The sequence below is a fragment of the Bradyrhizobium sp. 22 genome, assembly GCF_000482425.1.
Lineage (GTDB): Bacteria > Pseudomonadota > Alphaproteobacteria > Rhizobiales > Xanthobacteraceae > Bradyrhizobium > Bradyrhizobium japonicum_B.
In genome coordinates, this window is the sequence record NZ_KI519399.1 from 1,842,574 (window position 1) to 1,858,716 (window position 16,143).

General features: G+C 58.3%; 13 protein-coding genes. 5 read left to right on the top strand and 8 right to left on the bottom strand.

The genetic code is table 11. The annotated features are described in order from the left end of the window. Window positions 1–50: 50 nt before the first annotated feature. Complete coding sequence (locus tag K410_RS36720) at window positions 51–3,344, bottom strand: Ig-like domain-containing protein (RefSeq protein ID WP_049820003.1); 3,294 nt, start codon at window positions 3,342–3,344, stop codon at window positions 51–53. An 835-nt stretch (window positions 3,345–4,179) separates the two neighbouring features. Here K410_RS36720 and K410_RS0110080 point away from each other — a divergent pair. The 3 genes from K410_RS0110080 (at window position 4,180) to K410_RS41410 (ending at window position 7,078) form a co-directional block, all read left to right on the top strand. Further along, a complete protein-coding gene (locus K410_RS0110080) occupies window positions 4,180–5,154 on the top strand; it encodes a GDP-L-fucose synthase family protein (protein WP_028134723.1) in 975 nt (324 codons plus the stop codon). A gap of 61 nt (window positions 5,155–5,215) precedes the next feature. Continuing rightward, the gene (locus K410_RS0110085; RefSeq protein WP_028134724.1) at window positions 5,216–6,523 is read left to right on the top strand and encodes a WcaI family glycosyltransferase; all 1,308 of its coding nucleotides are present in this window, start codon (window positions 5,216–5,218) and stop codon (window positions 6,521–6,523) included. 177 nt (window positions 6,524–6,700) lie between these two features. Beyond that, the gene (locus tag K410_RS41410) at window positions 6,701–7,078 is read left to right on the top strand and encodes an SANT/Myb-like DNA-binding domain-containing protein (RefSeq protein WP_349509794.1); all 378 of its coding nucleotides are present in this window, start codon (window positions 6,701–6,703) and stop codon (window positions 7,076–7,078) included. A 155-nt stretch (window positions 7,079–7,233) separates the two neighbouring features. Here the strand turns inward: K410_RS41410 and gmd are convergent, their stop codons facing one another. From gmd to K410_RS0110120, 5 genes are all read right to left on the bottom strand, one after another. Beyond that, window positions 7,234–8,325 (bottom strand): GDP-mannose 4,6-dehydratase, encoded by a 1,092-nt coding sequence (gmd, locus tag K410_RS0110090; RefSeq protein WP_028134725.1) that lies wholly within the window; start codon window positions 8,323–8,325, stop codon window positions 7,234–7,236. 830 nt (window positions 8,326–9,155) lie between these two features. Then, complete coding sequence (locus K410_RS36725) at window positions 9,156–9,779, bottom strand: hypothetical protein (RefSeq protein ID WP_245269350.1); 624 nt, start codon at window positions 9,777–9,779, stop codon at window positions 9,156–9,158. Further along, complete coding sequence (locus tag K410_RS0110105) at window positions 9,776–10,957, bottom strand: ERF family protein (protein ID WP_028134727.1); 1,182 nt, start codon at window positions 10,955–10,957, stop codon at window positions 9,776–9,778. The genes K410_RS36725 and K410_RS0110105 overlap by 4 nt, the downstream gene beginning before the upstream one ends. Further along, the gene (locus tag K410_RS0110110; protein WP_049820239.1) at window positions 10,941–11,759 is read right to left on the bottom strand and encodes a YqaJ viral recombinase family protein; all 819 of its coding nucleotides are present in this window, start codon (window positions 11,757–11,759) and stop codon (window positions 10,941–10,943) included. Before K410_RS0110110 ends, K410_RS0110105 begins: the two co-directional genes overlap by 17 nt. Window positions 11,760–12,753: 994 nt before the next feature. After that, the gene (locus K410_RS0110120) at window positions 12,754–12,984 is read right to left on the bottom strand and encodes a hypothetical protein (protein ID WP_028134729.1); all 231 of its coding nucleotides are present in this window, start codon (window positions 12,982–12,984) and stop codon (window positions 12,754–12,756) included. A gap of 671 nt (window positions 12,985–13,655) precedes the next feature. Between K410_RS0110120 and K410_RS0110125 the strand changes: the two genes are divergently transcribed. Beyond that, window positions 13,656–14,171: a GDSL-type esterase/lipase family protein gene (locus K410_RS0110125; protein ID WP_049820005.1), complete on the top strand. Its 516-nt coding sequence runs from the start codon at window positions 13,656–13,658 to the stop codon at window positions 14,169–14,171. Between the two features lie 19 nt (window positions 14,172–14,190). Here the strand turns inward: K410_RS0110125 and K410_RS36735 are convergent, their stop codons facing one another. Together K410_RS36735 and K410_RS0110135 are read right to left on the bottom strand one after the other, a co-directional pair. Next, the gene (locus tag K410_RS36735) at window positions 14,191–14,742 is read right to left on the bottom strand and encodes a PDDEXK-like family protein (protein WP_049820006.1); all 552 of its coding nucleotides are present in this window, start codon (window positions 14,740–14,742) and stop codon (window positions 14,191–14,193) included. A gap of 143 nt (window positions 14,743–14,885) precedes the next feature. Further along, on the bottom strand, window positions 14,886–15,209 hold the full coding sequence (locus tag K410_RS0110135) for a helix-turn-helix domain-containing protein (protein WP_433994195.1): 324 nt from the start codon (window positions 15,207–15,209) through the stop codon (window positions 14,886–14,888). 147 nt (window positions 15,210–15,356) lie between these two features. Between K410_RS0110135 and K410_RS0110140 the strand changes: the two genes are divergently transcribed. After that, window positions 15,357–15,872 (top strand): hypothetical protein, encoded by a 516-nt coding sequence (locus K410_RS0110140; RefSeq protein WP_049820007.1) that lies wholly within the window; start codon window positions 15,357–15,359, stop codon window positions 15,870–15,872. Window positions 15,873–16,143 lie beyond the last annotated feature (271 nt).

The window sequence follows — 16,143 nt, forward strand, 5'->3', positions numbered from 1 at the left end:
GACGCGTTTTCTCTGGACAAGTTCGGCGACGCGTAGTGCGGCCGGCCTCCTTAGGCGTGCACCATGAAGGCGTCATGGGTGTGAACGAAGCTGGTATCGCCCATCGCGTGAAGATAGAGGTGTGCGTCCTGCGGGATCGAATTCGTTTGCCATTCAAGTAGCACCTCGTTGGAGGGCAGAGTGGCGGGTGTGTCAAACGTGCTTGTGTTATCGGTTGCGGTGATGGGACGGAATACAAATCCGTCGGCGCCCTGCACCATCGCAATGGCGGCCGTTTGATGCGGTGTCGCGTCTTGCGCGGGAGGGTCAATGACGAACGTGCCGCCTTGTCCGTCACTTGCCAGGTTGAATGTCGAGTGCGTGTAGTCGCCTACCAGATTTAGACGTGCAGTGTGGTTCTGTGTGTCAGTGACCGTCAGTAGGCCGCTCGATGTATTTCCGGAGTACGAAACCGAGGTTCCGACTCCGTAAGCGATGTCCCGCAGATCGAGGATGTCTGAGGCGGTTGGGTCGCCATTTCCCGAAAGACCGATGATATTTCCCGTAAACTTGGTGGCTTCATCCAGGATCAGCATGCCCGTGGTCTGCTGGAACGTGATCGAAGCCGATACTGCTCCGGCGAGCTCGAGGCTACCGCCAGCTTCGATTGTGTAGTGCAGGCCGTTGCCGCTCATGGCGGTCGCATCGACAGCAAAGAGACCACCGGTGAGGCCCATCATGCCGTCGCCGTTGAGGTCCTGATGCATCGTCATTTCCAGCGAGCGTAGCGTGTTGCTTGAGCCAGAGACCGAGTCTGCAAGGATCGATAGGAAATTGCCGTTCGCATCGGTTGCCGCGACCGTGTAAAGACCGGTCCCACCAGCCTCCCAGGCGATATCGTAGCCAGTTGCCGTCTTCTCGGCGCCGATGAAATTGTAGCTGGGATACTGATCTGTGTTGATTGCGGCGCCCCCGAGTTTGAAGACGACGTCGGTGCTGCCGGTGACGAGGTGGAGGCTGTTTCCGACCTGTTTCAGGGCCGTAGTACCCGCCGTTTCGATAATCTTGACGGGCAGGCCGATCGTGCCATCGCCGTTCAGATCCTGACTCATTGTCGACTCGAGTGTGCGCAATGCATCGCTCGTGCCGGAAACCGAGTCGGCGAGCATCGACAGGAAGTTGCCGTTCGCATCGGTGGCGGCGACGGTATAAAGGCCGGTGCTGATAGCTTTCCAGGCGACGTCATAGCCAGACGCCGTCTTCTCGGCGCCAATGAATTTGTAGTTGGTGAACTGGTCCGTGGTAACCGCGGCACCCCCCAGCTTGAACACGACATCGGTGCTGCCGGTGACGAAGTGGAGGCTGTTTCCGACCTGTTTCAGGGCCGTAGTACCCGCCGTTTCGATAATCTTGACGGGCAGGCCGATCGTGCCATCGCCGTTCAGATCCTGACTCATTGTCGACTCGAGTGTGCGCAATGCATCGCTCGTGCCGGAAACCGAGTCGGCGAGCATCGACAGGAAGTTGCCGTTCGCATCGGTGGCGGCGACGGTATAAAGGCCGGTGCTGATAGCTTTCCAGGCGACGTCATAGCCAGACGCCGTCTTCTCGGCGCCAATGAATTTGTAGTTGGTGAATTGGTCCGTGGTAACCGCGGCACCCCCCAGCTTGAACACGACATCGGTGCTGCCGGTGACGAAGTGGAGGCTGGTTCCGACCTGCATCAAGCTCGTGCTTCCCGCGCCTTCGATCAGCTTGCTGATCTCGAGCACGTTGGACCGTGCGCCCGTGTTGCCGGCCGCGTCGGTGGCGGTCGCCGAGAAGGAGTGGGTATCCCCGGAAAGCGATCCGACGTTGATGCTCCAGGTGCCGTCGCTCTTGGCCTTTCCAGAGCCGATCAGGGTCGCGCCGTCGTAGAGTGCGATGGTCGCGTTGGCCTCGGCAGTACCGGCGACGGTGGATTGGGCCGGTGTAAACGAGACCACGACGGGTTTGACGGGAGCCGCCGTGTCAACCTTCACCGTGAGGGACGTGGAGGTGGAACTCACATTGCCGGCAACATCCATGGCCTTGGCCGTGAACGCATGGCTGCCGTCGATCAGGGCCGCCGTCGAGAACGACCAACTGCCGTTCCTGCTTGCAATCGCGGTACCGATCTGCGTCGATCCGTCGAAGATCTGGACCGTGCTACCAGCCTCGGCGCTGCCGTTTAGCGTGACCTGGTTTTGGTTGGTGATGCCGTCGCCGACGGTTGCGCTGTCGGGCGTGAATGAGGCCATGGTAGGGGATGCGGGCGCCGTCGTATCGACGGTCACGGCGAGTGCGCTCGACTCCGAGACGATGTTGCCGTTCTGATCCGCTGTCTTCGCTACGAACGAGTGAACACCATCGCTGAGGTTCCCAGTTGTGAAAGACCACTTTCCGGTGCTGTCGGCAATGGCCGTACCAAGCTTGGACGAGCCTTCAAATACCTGGACCGTGGCGCCGACGGCAGCCGAACCGACGAGAGTGACCTGTTTGACCTTAGTGATGCCGTCGCCGGTGACGTTGCTGTCGGGACCAAAGGAGCTGATCTGGACAGAAGGCGGTTTCGCGGAGTAAGCGCGAATGTAGTTGATGAGCATATCTCCGCCCACCTGCGATTTCGGATCGGTGATGGCCGGCCCGTACAACGCAAGGTTGGCGATAATGTACATAGGGGTGTGCATGTCTTCCGGAGTGGCAATCTGGAATGCCTTCTCCCCGTCGACATACCAGGTGATCGTGTCGGGCTCCCAATCCATGCCGTAGGTATGGAAGCCCGATGACATCGACGGCAGGTAAATCCCGCCCTGCTGGAGTTCCATGCTTCCGGTCGCAGAACTGTGCGACGTCATGTAAGCGATGGTCGGATTGTTGCCGATCATCTCCATGATGTCCAATTCTTGCGCGGGCACCGTACCAAATAGTCCATTGTTGGTAGGCAACAGCCAGAATGCAGGCCAGAGGCCCTGGCCGGCCGGCAGCTGGGCGCTCATTTCGAAGTAGCCGTAGAGCTGCGAGAAGGAGTGATAGCTCGTGATCATGCCCGATGTGTACTGGGCATTGTTGATATAGGGTTGGATCGAAGGATCTGCGGCGCCGGCATGGAGATCGAGGATGCCGTCCTTCACAGTCCAGGGCGTCACCGAACTGGTGGGCGCGTAGTTGCTGTTGATGTACCAGTTGACCTCTTGGTTCCCATCAATCCTGATGCCGTTGTCGGCGCCCCACCAATACGTCGAATCCCAAGTCCCGCTCTTGCCATTCCACAAGCTGAGGGAGTCGAATTCATCCGAAAAAGTCAGTGTGGCAGTTCCAGCCAGATTGTTCGGATCGATTGACATAGCCGTCTCCTGTTTAGGAGATTGCTACGGGATGGGCCGTCTCACAGACCTTAATAGTCGGCTATGACCTCGCCATGTTACTAAAGGGGCCCTGATCGAATCGCTAAAAGCTTACCGATCGCAACCTCGCGAGGTCAGGCTTCGTGGAGGAGGCGGATTTGTAGGCCTGAGCGCTGCCAGTAGGAGAGGCAGGAAGCCAGGTAGAATGTTCATCTACGCGCTGTTAGCCATCGGTGGTAGTGCGACGTCAACCCACGCTTCTCTCTGAACTCGTCATTTCTCGACGAGAGGTCGACGGAAGCAGCCGTGTCGGCCTTGGACCGTGGCCGCTGGCTCTGACTATTCGCCAGATACTGTCAAGCGCACGGAAAGGGCGTCCATCCGAGTTCGGATTGATCCTGTCGACCGCATGCCGCGCGATCCTCGAGATGAACCGGGGCTGAGGGCGGGAGCCGCTGACCTCTATGGAGCTTTGATCGCCAAAGCCGCGTGCGCCGCCCTGTTTTTACTGGAACAAATCTTGCTCGACAGACGTGGGCGGGATAGGAATGGGGGCGATGGGTGAGGAGTTCATCGAGTGTAACGCATTGCTTCCGCCTCGGTGGTTGGGCGGTCCGTTTCCCGTAACGCGGGTTCGGTGGTTTTTCGTTGCTGCGCTGAGACGCTTCGTGCGGATGAGTGCGCATCTTCATCATTAATGTGTTTGACCGGCGAAATTGGGCTGTCGCGTGATAAATAGTATTTTAGCAATAGGACGAGATTTGGCCTTGTTTTGCCGGCGAGGGCTGCATCGGCTCAGCAGCCGCCAAGCGATCGAGGCGGTAAAGGGTTACGTATGACAAGAGCTTTCGCCTACGATCTGACGGGCAGGCGCGTTTTCGTCGCCGGCCACGGCGGTATGGTGGGATCTGCCATCGTGCGCCGCCTCGCTTCTGAGGGGTGCACTGTCCTGTACGCCAATCGCAGCGAACTCGACCTTTCGAAGGAGATGCCGACGTTACGTTGGCTCGAGCAGAATCGTCCGGACGTCGTGATCCATGCTGCCGCCAAGGTCGGCGGTATTGCGGCCAACAGCAAGTTCCCCGTCGATTTTCTCTGCGATAATCTCGCCGTCGAACTTAATGTAATCCGCGCAAGCCATACGATCGGCGTCGGACGGCTGCTGTTTCTTGGTTCGTCTTGCATCTATCCCAAGCACGCAAAGCAGCCGATTGCCGAAAGCGAATTGTTGACTGGCCCCCTGGAGCCGACCAACGAATGGTACGCAATCGCCAAGATTGCCGGTCTCAAGATGTGCCAGGCCTATCGTCAGCAATATGGCAGCGATTTCATCTCGGCGATGCCGACAAACCTATACGGCCGCGGCGACAATTATCATCCGGACCATAGTCATGTCCCGGCTGCACTGATCCGGCGCTTCCACGAAGCCAAGCTTACCCAGGCACCCGCAGTCACCGTATGGGGCACCGGCAAGCCGCTTCGCGAATTCCTCAATGTCGAGGATTTTGCGGATGCCTGCGTTTTCCTTCTGAAGAATTATTCAAGCGACCTGCCGATCAATGTCGGTAGTGGCGACGAATTGTCGATTGCCGAATTCGCGACAGTAGTCGCAGATGTCGTGGGCTATGAAGGCAAGCTCGGGTTCGATACCTCCAAGCCTGACGGAACGCCGCGCAAGTTGCTGGATAGCTCGAGAATTCGAGGCCTTGGTTGGCGGCCGAAAGTTAACCTGCGGCCCGGCATCGCGGCCGCCTATGCAGATTATCTCCATGGCTACGGGCGTCATCTGGAAGTCGGCGCAGCGAGCTGAGTAGACTAGTTTAGATGGCTCGACAGTTTTTTATTTTAAAGTTTGAATTGAGGCGGGCTTTATGCGTGTTCTCCTGGTCGGCATCAATTATGCTCCCGATCTGATCGGCGTGGCCAAATATAACGCAGAGCTCTGCGAAAGTCTGGTAGCCGAAGGTCATGAAGTCAGAGTGATCACGGCACCTCCCTACTACCCAGCATGGAAGATCCCTCCGGGATTCAAGTCATCGTACTTCAGGTCGAGAAATATCGACGGTGTTCGCGTAACGCGTACCCCAATTTTTGTGCCCGGACATCCCTCCGGCGCTAAACGGCTGGTCCATCACGCTTCATTCGCGATCACGAGCTCGGCCCCTGTTCTTTTTGAGGCCCTGTCCTGGCGTCCGGACGTCATGATCGCCGTTGCGCCATCGTTGATGTCGGCTGCCTTTGTCTCGTTCATTGCTCGTCGCATCGGCGCCAAGTCATGGCTTCACGTACAGGATTTCGAGGTGGATGCGGCATTCGATCTCGGTTTGCTACGCAATCCTTCTCTACGGAAGTGGATGGTTCGAGTCGAAGCTGCGATCCTCAAATCATTCGATAACGTTTCAACCATCTCTCTTAAAATGATGGAGCGGCTGAGGATCAAGGGACTGCGGCCCGAAAAGACCGCGGAAGTGAGAAACTGGATCGACACGACTGCGATCTGCCCGGGTCCCCGAATGACCAAATACCGTCAGCTACTCAAGCTGGGTGAGGGCGATATCGTCGGACTGTATTCCGGCACGATGTCTAACAAGCAAGGCCTTGAACTCGTGATCGAGGTTGCAATCGGCTTAGAGCGGAGCCACCCGCATATCCACTTCATTCTTGCAGGCGAAGGGCCCCACAAGACAAGGCTCGAGCAGCTTGCCGGCAGGCGTCCCAATATACACTTCCTCGGCCTACAGCCTTATGACAGCTTCAATCAATTGATGGCCACGGCCGATTTCCATTTGATTCCGCAGAAGGCAGAGGCGGCGGATCTGGTTCTGCCCTCGAAGCTCGGGGCGATCTTCGCCTCTGCTCGGCCGGTCATTGCGATGGCAAAAGAAGGCACCGGCCTCGCCGCTGAAGTTACGAATGCGGGCCTTGTGGTTACACCGGGAGATTCGTCAGCTCTCGCGCTTGCGATTCGTCAGCTTAGTGAATCGCCGGCCCTACGTGAGCATTACGGTGAAGAAGGAAGAAGGCGAGCCCTTGATCGGTGGGATCGGCGCACGATCGTACGCCGGTGGTCGGAGGCCATGACGGAGCAAGGCGATAAAAAGGGGCAGGTGAATGCCGGCCTGCCGGGCGCTCCCAACGACATTGGGCTCCCGGTGGAGGATGTCGTTCGCTTGCCATGAGAAGTGGACGGTGCGGTTTGACATAATGCCCGTCCTGGTCGCACCGGGTTGCCAAACTCCGTTCCGCCGAAGGTCGCCGGCCTGCCATCCCCGAGAACGATCCAAGGTGCCCGCGGCCTGCGGCGAAACAGGCGGGCGATCAAAGTGTCTTTGATGGATTGCCGGGAAAGCCAAGGAATGGCGCGCGATAGATATCCGCTCATCAAGCATTGGACGCCTGACGAAGCGCAGCTCCTACGAGAGATGCTCAAACGAGGCTCCCGGCCCGAACAAATTGCTGAAGTGTTGGACCGAACGCCGAAGGCAGTTAGAATTAGGGCCAATCTGTTGGGCTTTGCGTTCTCCCGTGTCAGCCGGCGCATCCTATCTAGAGGATCGGAGGTTAGGTCTCAATGCGGTAACCTTCAACACCGCGGAGATCAGCATTCCCCAAAGCGAGAGGCTAATGTGACCCGTAGTCCAATCTACATTGCCCTCCTCGCCGCGCTGCTCGTCACGTGCGCTCTGCTGACCTGGTTCGGTTGGTTGGTGTGGCTCATGGTGAATCCTGACTAGGTATCATCTCTTGATGAGCTCTCTCCGAGTCCCGAAATGTCCCCCCATATACAGGGAGGTATTGCGCCCCTCAGTAGCCGCTAGGGTACTTTGTACGCATCCTAAGGTTTGTTCCGAGGGCTTGCTTCAGTTCACATCGCTGACCGATCTTAAACCTACTCGTGGCGGGGGTAATATCTAAACCCGTGCTGCTTGATGAGCTCGTCGCGCTTTGCGGATTCGAGATCTTCCTTCATCATTTCACGAACCAGGCTCTCGAACGACGTCTTGGGCTCCCAGCCGAGTTTCAGCTTGGCTCTTGACGGATCACCCAGAAGCGTCGCGACCTCAGTGGGGCGGAAATAGCGGGGATCGACTGAAACTATGCACTTGCCGGTCTTGGCGTCATATCCCTTTTCTTCGACGCCGCTGCCTTCCCAGCGAACTGCCATGCCCACTTCGTTGGCAGCGACATTGACAAAATCACGGACAGAATGCTGCACGCCCGTAGCGATCACGAAATCCTCCGGCTTGTCCTGCTGCATCATAAGCCATTGCATTTCGACATAGTCACGCGCGTGTCCCCAATCGCGCAAAGCATCGAGATTGCCAAGATAAAGCCTCTCCTGCAGTCCCAAATGGATCCGCGCCAAAGCGCGCGTGATCTTTCGGGTCACGAAAGTCTCGCCGCGGACCGGAGATTCGTGGTTGAATAGGATGCCGTTACAGGCATACATCCCGTAAGCTTCACGGTAATTGACCGTGATCCAGTAGGCATAAAGCTTGGCGACGGCGTACGGTGAACGCGGATAGAACGGCGTTGTCTCCCTTTGCGGAATCTCCTGAACTAAGCCGTAAAGCTCGGAGGTTGAGGCTTGATAGAAGCGCGCCTTCGTCTCCAAACCGGTAATGCGCATGGCTTCAAGGATGCGCAGGGTTCCAAGACCATCTGAATTCGCAGTGTATTCGGGTTCTTCGAACGAAACGGCAACGTGGCTCTGGGCCGCGAGGTTGTAGATTTCGTCTGGCTGCACTACTCCGACAATCCGGATTAAACTCGAAGAATCGGTCAGATCGCCGTAGTGAAGCCGGAACGGAGGATTGGGCTCATGCGGGTCGAGATAGAGATGATCGATGCGGTCCGTATTGAAAAGCGACGTCCGGCGCTTGATGCCGTGGACTTCGTATCCCTTCTGCAAAAGAAGTTCGGCCAAATAGGCGCCATCTTGGCCGGTGACGCCGGTAATAAGTGCTCGTTTCTTTGTCATATCGATCCCAAATTGAATTTGTGTCTACACGAAATTGACTTGGTTAGGGAGGGTGAAACCGAACGAAAATCAAGCTTAGATTAACAGCATTTCGGTGCGGCGGGTGTCAAAGGATCTCCGAAGTCACGGCACGAGGTCGCAGTGGATTTCCTGTCAGTTACAGCCAAGCCACGCAGAAAGGGTAAGGGTGGGTTGAACTCTTGGCCCTGACCGTTGACCGGCACGCTGAGGACAACAGCCATGCGCATTTCTAAGATTCGGACGAAAATCCTGCTCGGAGAGTGTTAAGCTGCCTGCTTCGCCATTTTCGTTTTCCGCACATGAGGAACGCGAGCAAACCGAAGGTGCGTTGTCATGCGGTACGTCGTGACGAGGCATGAATCAGCCAGAGAAATTTAGGCAAACTGTGTCAACCGGACGAGACAATGCCCATTGATCGGCGCGCGGAATTGTCGGAGATCAGGGTGGGCTGAGGCAGAGCCGAAGGAAGGCTGATGCCAAGAACTCTTCAAGAGCAACTGGATCAAATTGAATGCGACATCAGAATGTACATGCAATTTGATCAAGAACAGAAAGCCCGGCTAAATCGCGAGTCTTACTTATGGACTGCAGAGGATCGCATCGAATGGCAGGAGATACAATCTGACATTGCTCAAAAGCTCCAGGAATTGCTCGAGGAGCGCGAAATTCTGTGCCGCCAACTGGGCCCATAAAGCGACACCGGCTGTATTGCCGTAATCGCGATTTTCGTTTGTGCTGGACTTCCCTTCCCTGGGCTCCGCGGACGCAAGCTCTGGGCTGCGCAATGCGCACGACACCGAGCCTCGATACTAGGACTTATCGGAGGCATTTAGGTACCTTTGGTTGGCTTTGCCGCTAGCATTTTGACCGCAGCGCGCTGCACGCGAACGCTGAAGGATATGGATCTCCTTCAGCATCGTCAGGCGCCGAAGCTGTGCTGCAGTTAGGAGCGATTCAAACAGAACGAGGATCTCGCGAGCCTGAACGTAAGTTTCCATGCTGATAGCGTGTTGATCGAAGCCGTATGATCGAAGACGTGCTTCGATATCGAGCGCAGCAGAAGCATCCATTTGCCAGTCCAGGGCGTTATTGATGGTATAAATTTCGGCGACATCCTGAAATTCCGGGGCAATGCCGGCAAGGTCGACGCGGCGAAGCGTCATCTCGATAGCCTGTTGGCGGTAGGTGTTTAGGACCCTATGCCGCAGTACTCGGTACCGCTGCATCTCCCATGAGAGCTCGGCGATGTCGATGGCGAGTAGCCATTCGATCGTTGATTGAGGAGCAAGGTCGCGGAAGATTGCGGCCTGGATCGCGTGATAATCGTCGATGTTCTCGCCGGGCAGAAGTTGTGGCGGAGGACAGAGCGCCTCGAACTCGGACGGTACCCCGCGAGCAAACTGCTGCTGAGGTAGGGCGACGGGACCATTCATTGACCTTGCGCCTTGGCGATCGAAGGCAAAGGCAGTGCAGGAAGTGTCGCTCCGTTCGCCAGATGCACGGGACTGTCATCCCAAAGCTGCTTCGCGATCGGCAGCGGCGAAATCTGCAGGTTGGCCCACCAGGCTCTTTCGTTTCCATGTCGGTGAAGCGATTGATGATGGGATCGGCAGAGCGGCACTGTGAACTCATCGCTGACTTTGCGCCCAAGCGTGCGTGGTTGAGCAAACTTCAGGTGATGCGCATCAGCAGGTGTCCTCTGACAAACCAGACAGCCCTGGCTACGGATAAAAGCTAGGTGATCCTTGCTCCGTCGCCGGGGCGGCTCTTTCGGGAAGGCAAGACCGGTCTGCTCTGCGGGAGAGGCGCCGAGGGGTGCGGGAACGTCGCTCGAGGCCTGCGAATGGTGTTTTTCAATCAGAAAACGTTCAGCCGCTGACACAAGCTGCTGATCTGCTACATTGCTATCGGGAAGGGCGGTTTCCTCGAGCCTCTTCTGGTAGGCGGCCTCAAGCAAGCGAGCGTCTGCCTCCAGGAGGGTGTTCTTCAGCGGAAGGCTGATCTTGGTCCAGGCAAGCAGCTCCTCGCTGCCCTCCTGGAGGGCAAGCTCCCCCAAGAGCCGATCGAGAAGCTCGGCGGAGCGCTCTGGCGGCAGGACCGGTGGCCGGTTCAGGACGCCCTTAGGCGACTTTCCCTTCGGCAAAGGTGCGGCCTGCGGCTCGGTGGCGGCGGGAGGACCTGTAACGACGTCAGGCGCGTCCAGATCGTCCTCTCCGGCTATCCCGACCAGTGCAAACAGGGCGTACCGACGCGCGTAGGTGAGGGCCGCCCCCATCCGGTGCGGGGCTTCGACTTCCTTGGAGGCGCAGACCGGCAGGTCCGAGGAGATCCATTCCCCGGAGGCGTGGGCGAGTAGGGTGATGAGGTGGATCTGACCGGTGACCTGCTCAATCCGGGTGGTCTGGATGGTGGCGATCTCTTGCTGGCTTAACGTCTTGCGGACGATGTCCAGGCCGGAGGCCAGGGATGCGTAGCGGAAGGTGCGATCATCCTCCCGGGGGAACGGCGACCGGATCACGGCGGTCAGGGTCTTTTCGGGGTTGGTCAGTTCAGCCTGGGCCCGAGCGAGGGCGGCGGCGATGGTTCCGATGCGCTCACTGGACTGATGCATGCGAAGCCTCCGCTGCTTGGGCTTCAAAGCTGATCGCCCCGGACTTGGAGCGCTTGGCCTTGACACCATGACCAGTTGCCTCCTTGGCGTCCTCCGGCATGAGTTTCTTCAGATCGGCCTTGGCGGTTTCATGCTCACCATGCGCCTCTCGGGTTCGGAGGTAGGTGGCCGCCAGCTCCGCCCATTGGTTGGACGTGGACATGTCGACAACCCTGACCGCTTCCAGTCGGGGGCGCGGCGTCTCGATGTTGAACAGGATAGGCAGCTCGCCACTCTGGACGCAGCGCCAAAACTTCTTCTCGGCCGTGAGGAGGAGGTGCTGGTACAGCGGGTCGGCGTGAAGCTTAATCTCGACCCATCTGCCGCCGCCCGTGATGATGGAGAGAACGGCGCTGCGGGATGCGGTGACCCACATGTTATGCTGCAGCTGAGCCATATGCTTGTCGGCTGCGGCTTCCTCGGTGAAGGCCCAGGGCAGCATGAACTTGGCTTCGAAGACGGCGCCGGTCTGCTCGACGGTCCCGTCCAGCGTTGCCGCCATCCATTTGTGGACGGGATGGCGAACGCGCTTCTGGATGTCCTTGACCGTGTGCCCGCTTGCGCGTTGATACCAGGCGCGGTTCAAGACCTCGGTCACGGTGCCGAGCTGAACGATCAGATTGTCCGAGAGATCCTGCGGCTCCGCTTCGCCGCGCTTTTCGCGCCAGAGGCGTATGAGGCTCTCTTGGTCATCGCCCATGATGATGCGGGCGTCTGAGCCGCCGATGAAATGGCGACGGTCGTTGGGATTGAATCTGATGATTTGATGCTGTGGCTCGCCTTGGTCGTCACTCGGTACGCTACGCACTGGTATCTCCTTCAAGAACAGCGGCGATCGTCGCCGCACTGCCTGAAGCCCCGCGTCCGCGAGGTGAGATACCGGCGCTGCGATCGCGGCCGGTCGACTCAGTAACGCTCCGATCCCAGGCGAATGCCAGTCCTTTCTGCAGCAATCTTGTTGCTCATATTGCGATCCATGGCGGCGATTGGCTTCGCGGCGATTGGCTTCCCTGTATGTCTCTATCGCAAAGTGACAAATCGAAGCCAAATAAAGGTAGCCCCCGGACGAGCGGTCGTCCAGGATCAGCTCAGTGGGTTTTGGCATCGGTGCCGCGCCGGAGCAGCGAGTCAGGGGTGACCAGCGCCATTCTGAACTTCTTCAGAAAGCCCACTAAATAGGGACGCTTCGGCCGGCATTCCCGTCTGAGAGCCGGGGAGGGCGACAGCAGTTGAATCCCGAGTCGGATCGAGGGAAGCATGCGGGATAATAGGAACTACAGAACGCAGCCGTATGACCTCAGAGCGAAAGATCGAAGCGAATCGGCTGAACGCCAAGCGAAGTACTGGGCCCAAGACGGAGATTGGAAAGGCAAGGTCTAGCCGCAATGCTCGCCAACACGGGCTCTCGCGCCGGAAGGAGGAGGATGCCGGCTCCATTCCACCAGGCAGCGCGATCACGGCAAAATTCAAGCAGCAACAGAGCCTATTTGACGTGGATGATCTTGTCCGAGCCACTTTACGGCTGGGGCGCATCCGCCAAGTCCGCAACGAGTGGCTTGTTGCGTTGCTAGCATGCCCGAGCCCGAAGCTGGCCAAGCGCCTCGCTGGGTTGGAGCGGTACGAGAGGCCGGCCCGGGCCGCGCAGCGGCGCTTCCTGAAGCGCTGGCTAAAGCAGGGCTGACAAAGAGCCCGCTGGATAGGCCGCGCTCACCGAATCTTTCAAATCTGGTGCTGGTGGCCTCGCGGAAGTGGGCTTCTCAAGCTTTCACATCATGCGGCATTCGAGCAAGTAAGGTGGCGGCATCATGAAGCCGGCAGGCTTCATAGATCAATTGCTCGATATCCATGGAGACCTGAATTGCCTCGGCTACCCCGCCGGCCTCTGCGCAGGCCCGTGCCGCCCTGGCGATCTGCTCGGCCGCCTTCAGCTTGCCATGGATTTCCGCAAGGCACGCCCTGACAGCGGGTTCGATGATTTCTGCTTGCATGAGTGATCGGACTCCGTTGAGAGATTGCGATGCACGCTCCGTTCGGTGCCGAAGTCCAGCTCTTTCGGAGCAGTTTGTGGCTTTGGGTGATCCTTAGGACTGCGTTACTGGCCACGTGAGGCAAAAGCGGCGATCGGATCCCCTTCTGTATCGCTGTATCAATGACGACTGGCCTAATGAACCTTCCCGCCCTCGCTCCGTCTTCTGCATTGTTTTTTTCGAGACCGATCCAAATGGGGGCCGGATCGCCGCAGCTACGAGTTGGCGTGGCGTTCAGCTCGTAATCAGCACCAACGGCGGGCACCGGAGCCGAGGGGCAAAGGATTGCCTTGTGGAGCCGGAAGTATGCAAAAACGTCGATCGTGGAGATTCTCCAGTGATCGATACCTTGGGGATAGGACCACGCAGTCGGCTCCACAAGCATTCCCACACAACCTATACAGGTATAATGGTTACTCTCATTTTCTCGATTTACTACAGCTCAGATGCAGGCCCTTTGTCTCCGCCGCCGTTCGGGGCATGCCCAATCTGGGTGATGCCGCCTGAGCGATCCACCGTTAGATGCATCCAAGAGCTTTCGTTGATTCATAGTGTGCTGCATTCGCGGCACAGGCCAGTCTAAGTGCCGCCCGGATCGCAACGGCCGGGCAAACAAGTTTGGGGGAAGTACCATGATCCATCGGACAATCTATCTGATTTCGGCAGCAATCCTTACTGCTGCGACCCTCCTATTTGCCGAACTAGCGCCTGCAAACGCCCAAGTCGTGGCTCTCGGTGCAAGCAATACTGCCGGCAAGGGCGTTGGCGAGGCCGCAGCGTACCCGGCCCAGCTTGAGGCCATCTTGAGGTCGCGAGGCTCGCCTATGACGGTCACAAATGCCGGTATCTCTGGAGATACGACCGGCGGAATGCTCGCCCGTCTCTCTAGCTCAGTGCCTCAAGGCACCAAGTTCGTCATTCTTCAGTTGGGCGGAAATGATAGTCGGAAAGGCGTCTCCGAAAATGAGCGACGCGCGAATATCGCAGCCATACAATCGCAGCTGCGGGCGCGCGGAATCCGAACTGTGAGCGCCGACGGGCTCGTCAGATCGGCTCTGAAGTCGGGCATGGCGCAGCCCGACGGGATCCATCTGACAGTAGCCGGGCACCAGCAAGTTGCAGTCGGGCTCGCGAAGATGATCCGCTGAGCGAGTGGCGATCGCGTTCTTACCGAGCACCCTCACTAAGGACACGGAACGCTTGACTGGTGGATTTCGAATCGTCTTGGTTGTCGAGAACATCCCATCGCCCCTCGAACGGTGCGATGGTCTTCAGGCTCATGAACGCCGCGGTGTCCCAATTCTTGGGCGTCGACATTTGCCCAGCTACAGCGGCGTTTCGCACGATGAAGTAGCGCACAGGCTGTTGCGCGTCTTCCTTGCCGAGTAGCACGTAGATGGTGAGTTGCGAAAGCATATCGCCGGCGAACTGCGATTGCCGCACGTACCAAGGCTGGCTTCGCACCGTCTTGACCTGGACCTTTATCAGGGCTGGATCGCCGTGCCGGCCGACGAGCAGATCGTAGCCGGCCGTGTTGCGATCGGCGAGCTGCGCGTCATAGCCTCGGCGAAGCAGCTCGCCCATTACGAAATATTCGCCCGCGTTGCCGGTGGGAATGCCCGATTTTCTTTTCTTGAGTTTCATTGTCAAAGTTCGAGCTGAAGTCTCTGCAATGCTCATAAAGCTGATCTCCTCGTCGGCACTGTAAGAGAGCGCCATGGAGATTATCTGAATAATTCTGCAAGAATGTAAACGAAGCAGAACACTTCAGGAGGTTTGCAGAGCGGTTCAAGCTCCCTGGTCGGTCCTGTGCCTACTGAACCGCCCCGGGATTACCGGGGGCTCCACCAGTCACCACTAAATCATTGGCGAGCCCGAGAGGCGGCTACGATAGCTTTTGAAGATGATGTTGGTTTTTCCCGCATGAAGCGCCGAAGCAGCTTCAGCGGATCCGCCTCAAGCGCCTCCACGATAGCGATGAACTCGACAACATCCAAGCGGCGTTCGCCGCCCTCGTATTTGGCCACAAAGGATTGCGGCTTGCGCAGCTTCTTGGCGAGGGCGTGTTGGCGGATACCCGCCTTATGTCGCGTTGCGACAAGCAGGGTGATGAGGCGGGCATATTCGGCGGATTTGAGCGACTTTTCCATTGGCCGCCGGCTGTGATGCGATTCGGCGGCAGCCAATCTGATCCTGGAACGGGATTATCCCAAAAGAGGATCGAATTAACTCTCATGTGCGAAGCTGGTTGGCGAAGCGCTCGGTTGTGCTGGACTTGTGCGGTCAGCGGAGCGCAATGGCGGGGTATGACAAACCCCAAAAGGAGGCTCACAATGCTCGCTGAACTGCATCAGGACCCGCTTACTTCGCACTCCCGCGCTTCCAATATTCGGGAGCAGGCGCTGCTTCATCTTCTTCTCGGCCAGCTCATGGCCGCACGCTGGGAGCAGGGCCGGCATGACATCGAGGTGCTCACCGGTGAGGTGGACCGGGGCGGCTACGACATCGTGCTGGAGGCCAACGGCATCCTCCGGCACGTCCAGCTGAAGTCGACCTTCTCCGGCTCCAGCGTCCGGCACGTCACCGTCAGCACCCGGTTGCTGGAAAAGCCCAGCGGCTGCGTCATTTGGCTTGAGGTCGAGCAGCGCACCCTGGCCTTCGAGCGCTACTTTTGGTTCGGCGGCGAGCCGGGAGCGCGGCTGCCGGATCTAGGCGCGAAGATCAGCCGGCACACGCGCGCGGACAGCAGCGGGCGGAAGCTCGAACGCCCCATGCACCGGGACCTCGGCAAGGCCTGCTTCGAGCGGGTCGATAGCGCGGATGAGCTGCTCGCCAGGTTGTTCGGCTAGGCAGCCCAGAGAGAAGAGCGGCCAGCGATCCGCGGTTCGTGGGTGCGGCCGCTCGTTCTCTCAACGAACGGCGCAGGCCTTGAGATAACGCCAAAGCCTTTCGGGCCATCGGGGGCGAACAAGAGCAAAAAGGCGATAGCCTCTCCAAGGCCCAGGGAAGGCCGTGGAGGAGATTTGCCTCCTGGCCGCACTCCGACAGGTCCGGAATCCTTCAAATTCGTGCTTTTGAGGCAAACCTATCAAATTGCTTGGCCAATAATCGCAAGCGAAA

Coding starts and splice junctions, on each gene's coding strand:
- K410_RS36720 (WP_049820003.1), bottom strand. CDS start 3,344: ATGTCAATCGATCCGAACAATCTGGCTGGAACTGCCACACTGACTTTT.
- K410_RS0110080 (WP_028134723.1), top strand. CDS start 4,180: ATGACAAGAGCTTTCGCCTACGATCTGACGGGCAGGCGCGTTTTCGTC.
- K410_RS0110085 (WP_028134724.1), top strand. CDS start 5,216: ATGCGTGTTCTCCTGGTCGGCATCAATTATGCTCCCGATCTGATCGGC.
- K410_RS41410 (WP_349509794.1), top strand. CDS start 6,701: ATGGCGCGCGATAGATATCCGCTCATCAAGCATTGGACGCCTGACGAA.
- gmd (WP_028134725.1), bottom strand. CDS start 8,325: ATGACAAAGAAACGAGCACTTATTACCGGCGTCACCGGCCAAGATGGC.
- K410_RS36725 (WP_245269350.1), bottom strand. CDS start 9,779: ATGAATGGTCCCGTCGCCCTACCTCAGCAGCAGTTTGCTCGCGGGGTA.
- K410_RS0110105 (WP_028134727.1), bottom strand. CDS start 10,957: ATGCATCAGTCCAGTGAGCGCATCGGAACCATCGCCGCCGCCCTCGCT.
- K410_RS0110120 (WP_028134729.1), bottom strand. CDS start 12,984: ATGCAAGCAGAAATCATCGAACCCGCTGTCAGGGCGTGCCTTGCGGAA.
- K410_RS0110125 (WP_049820005.1), top strand. CDS start 13,656: ATGATCCATCGGACAATCTATCTGATTTCGGCAGCAATCCTTACTGCT.
- K410_RS36735 (WP_049820006.1), bottom strand. CDS start 14,742: ATGGCGCTCTCTTACAGTGCCGACGAGGAGATCAGCTTTATGAGCATT.
- K410_RS0110140 (WP_049820007.1), top strand. CDS start 15,357: ATGCTCGCTGAACTGCATCAGGACCCGCTTACTTCGCACTCCCGCGCT.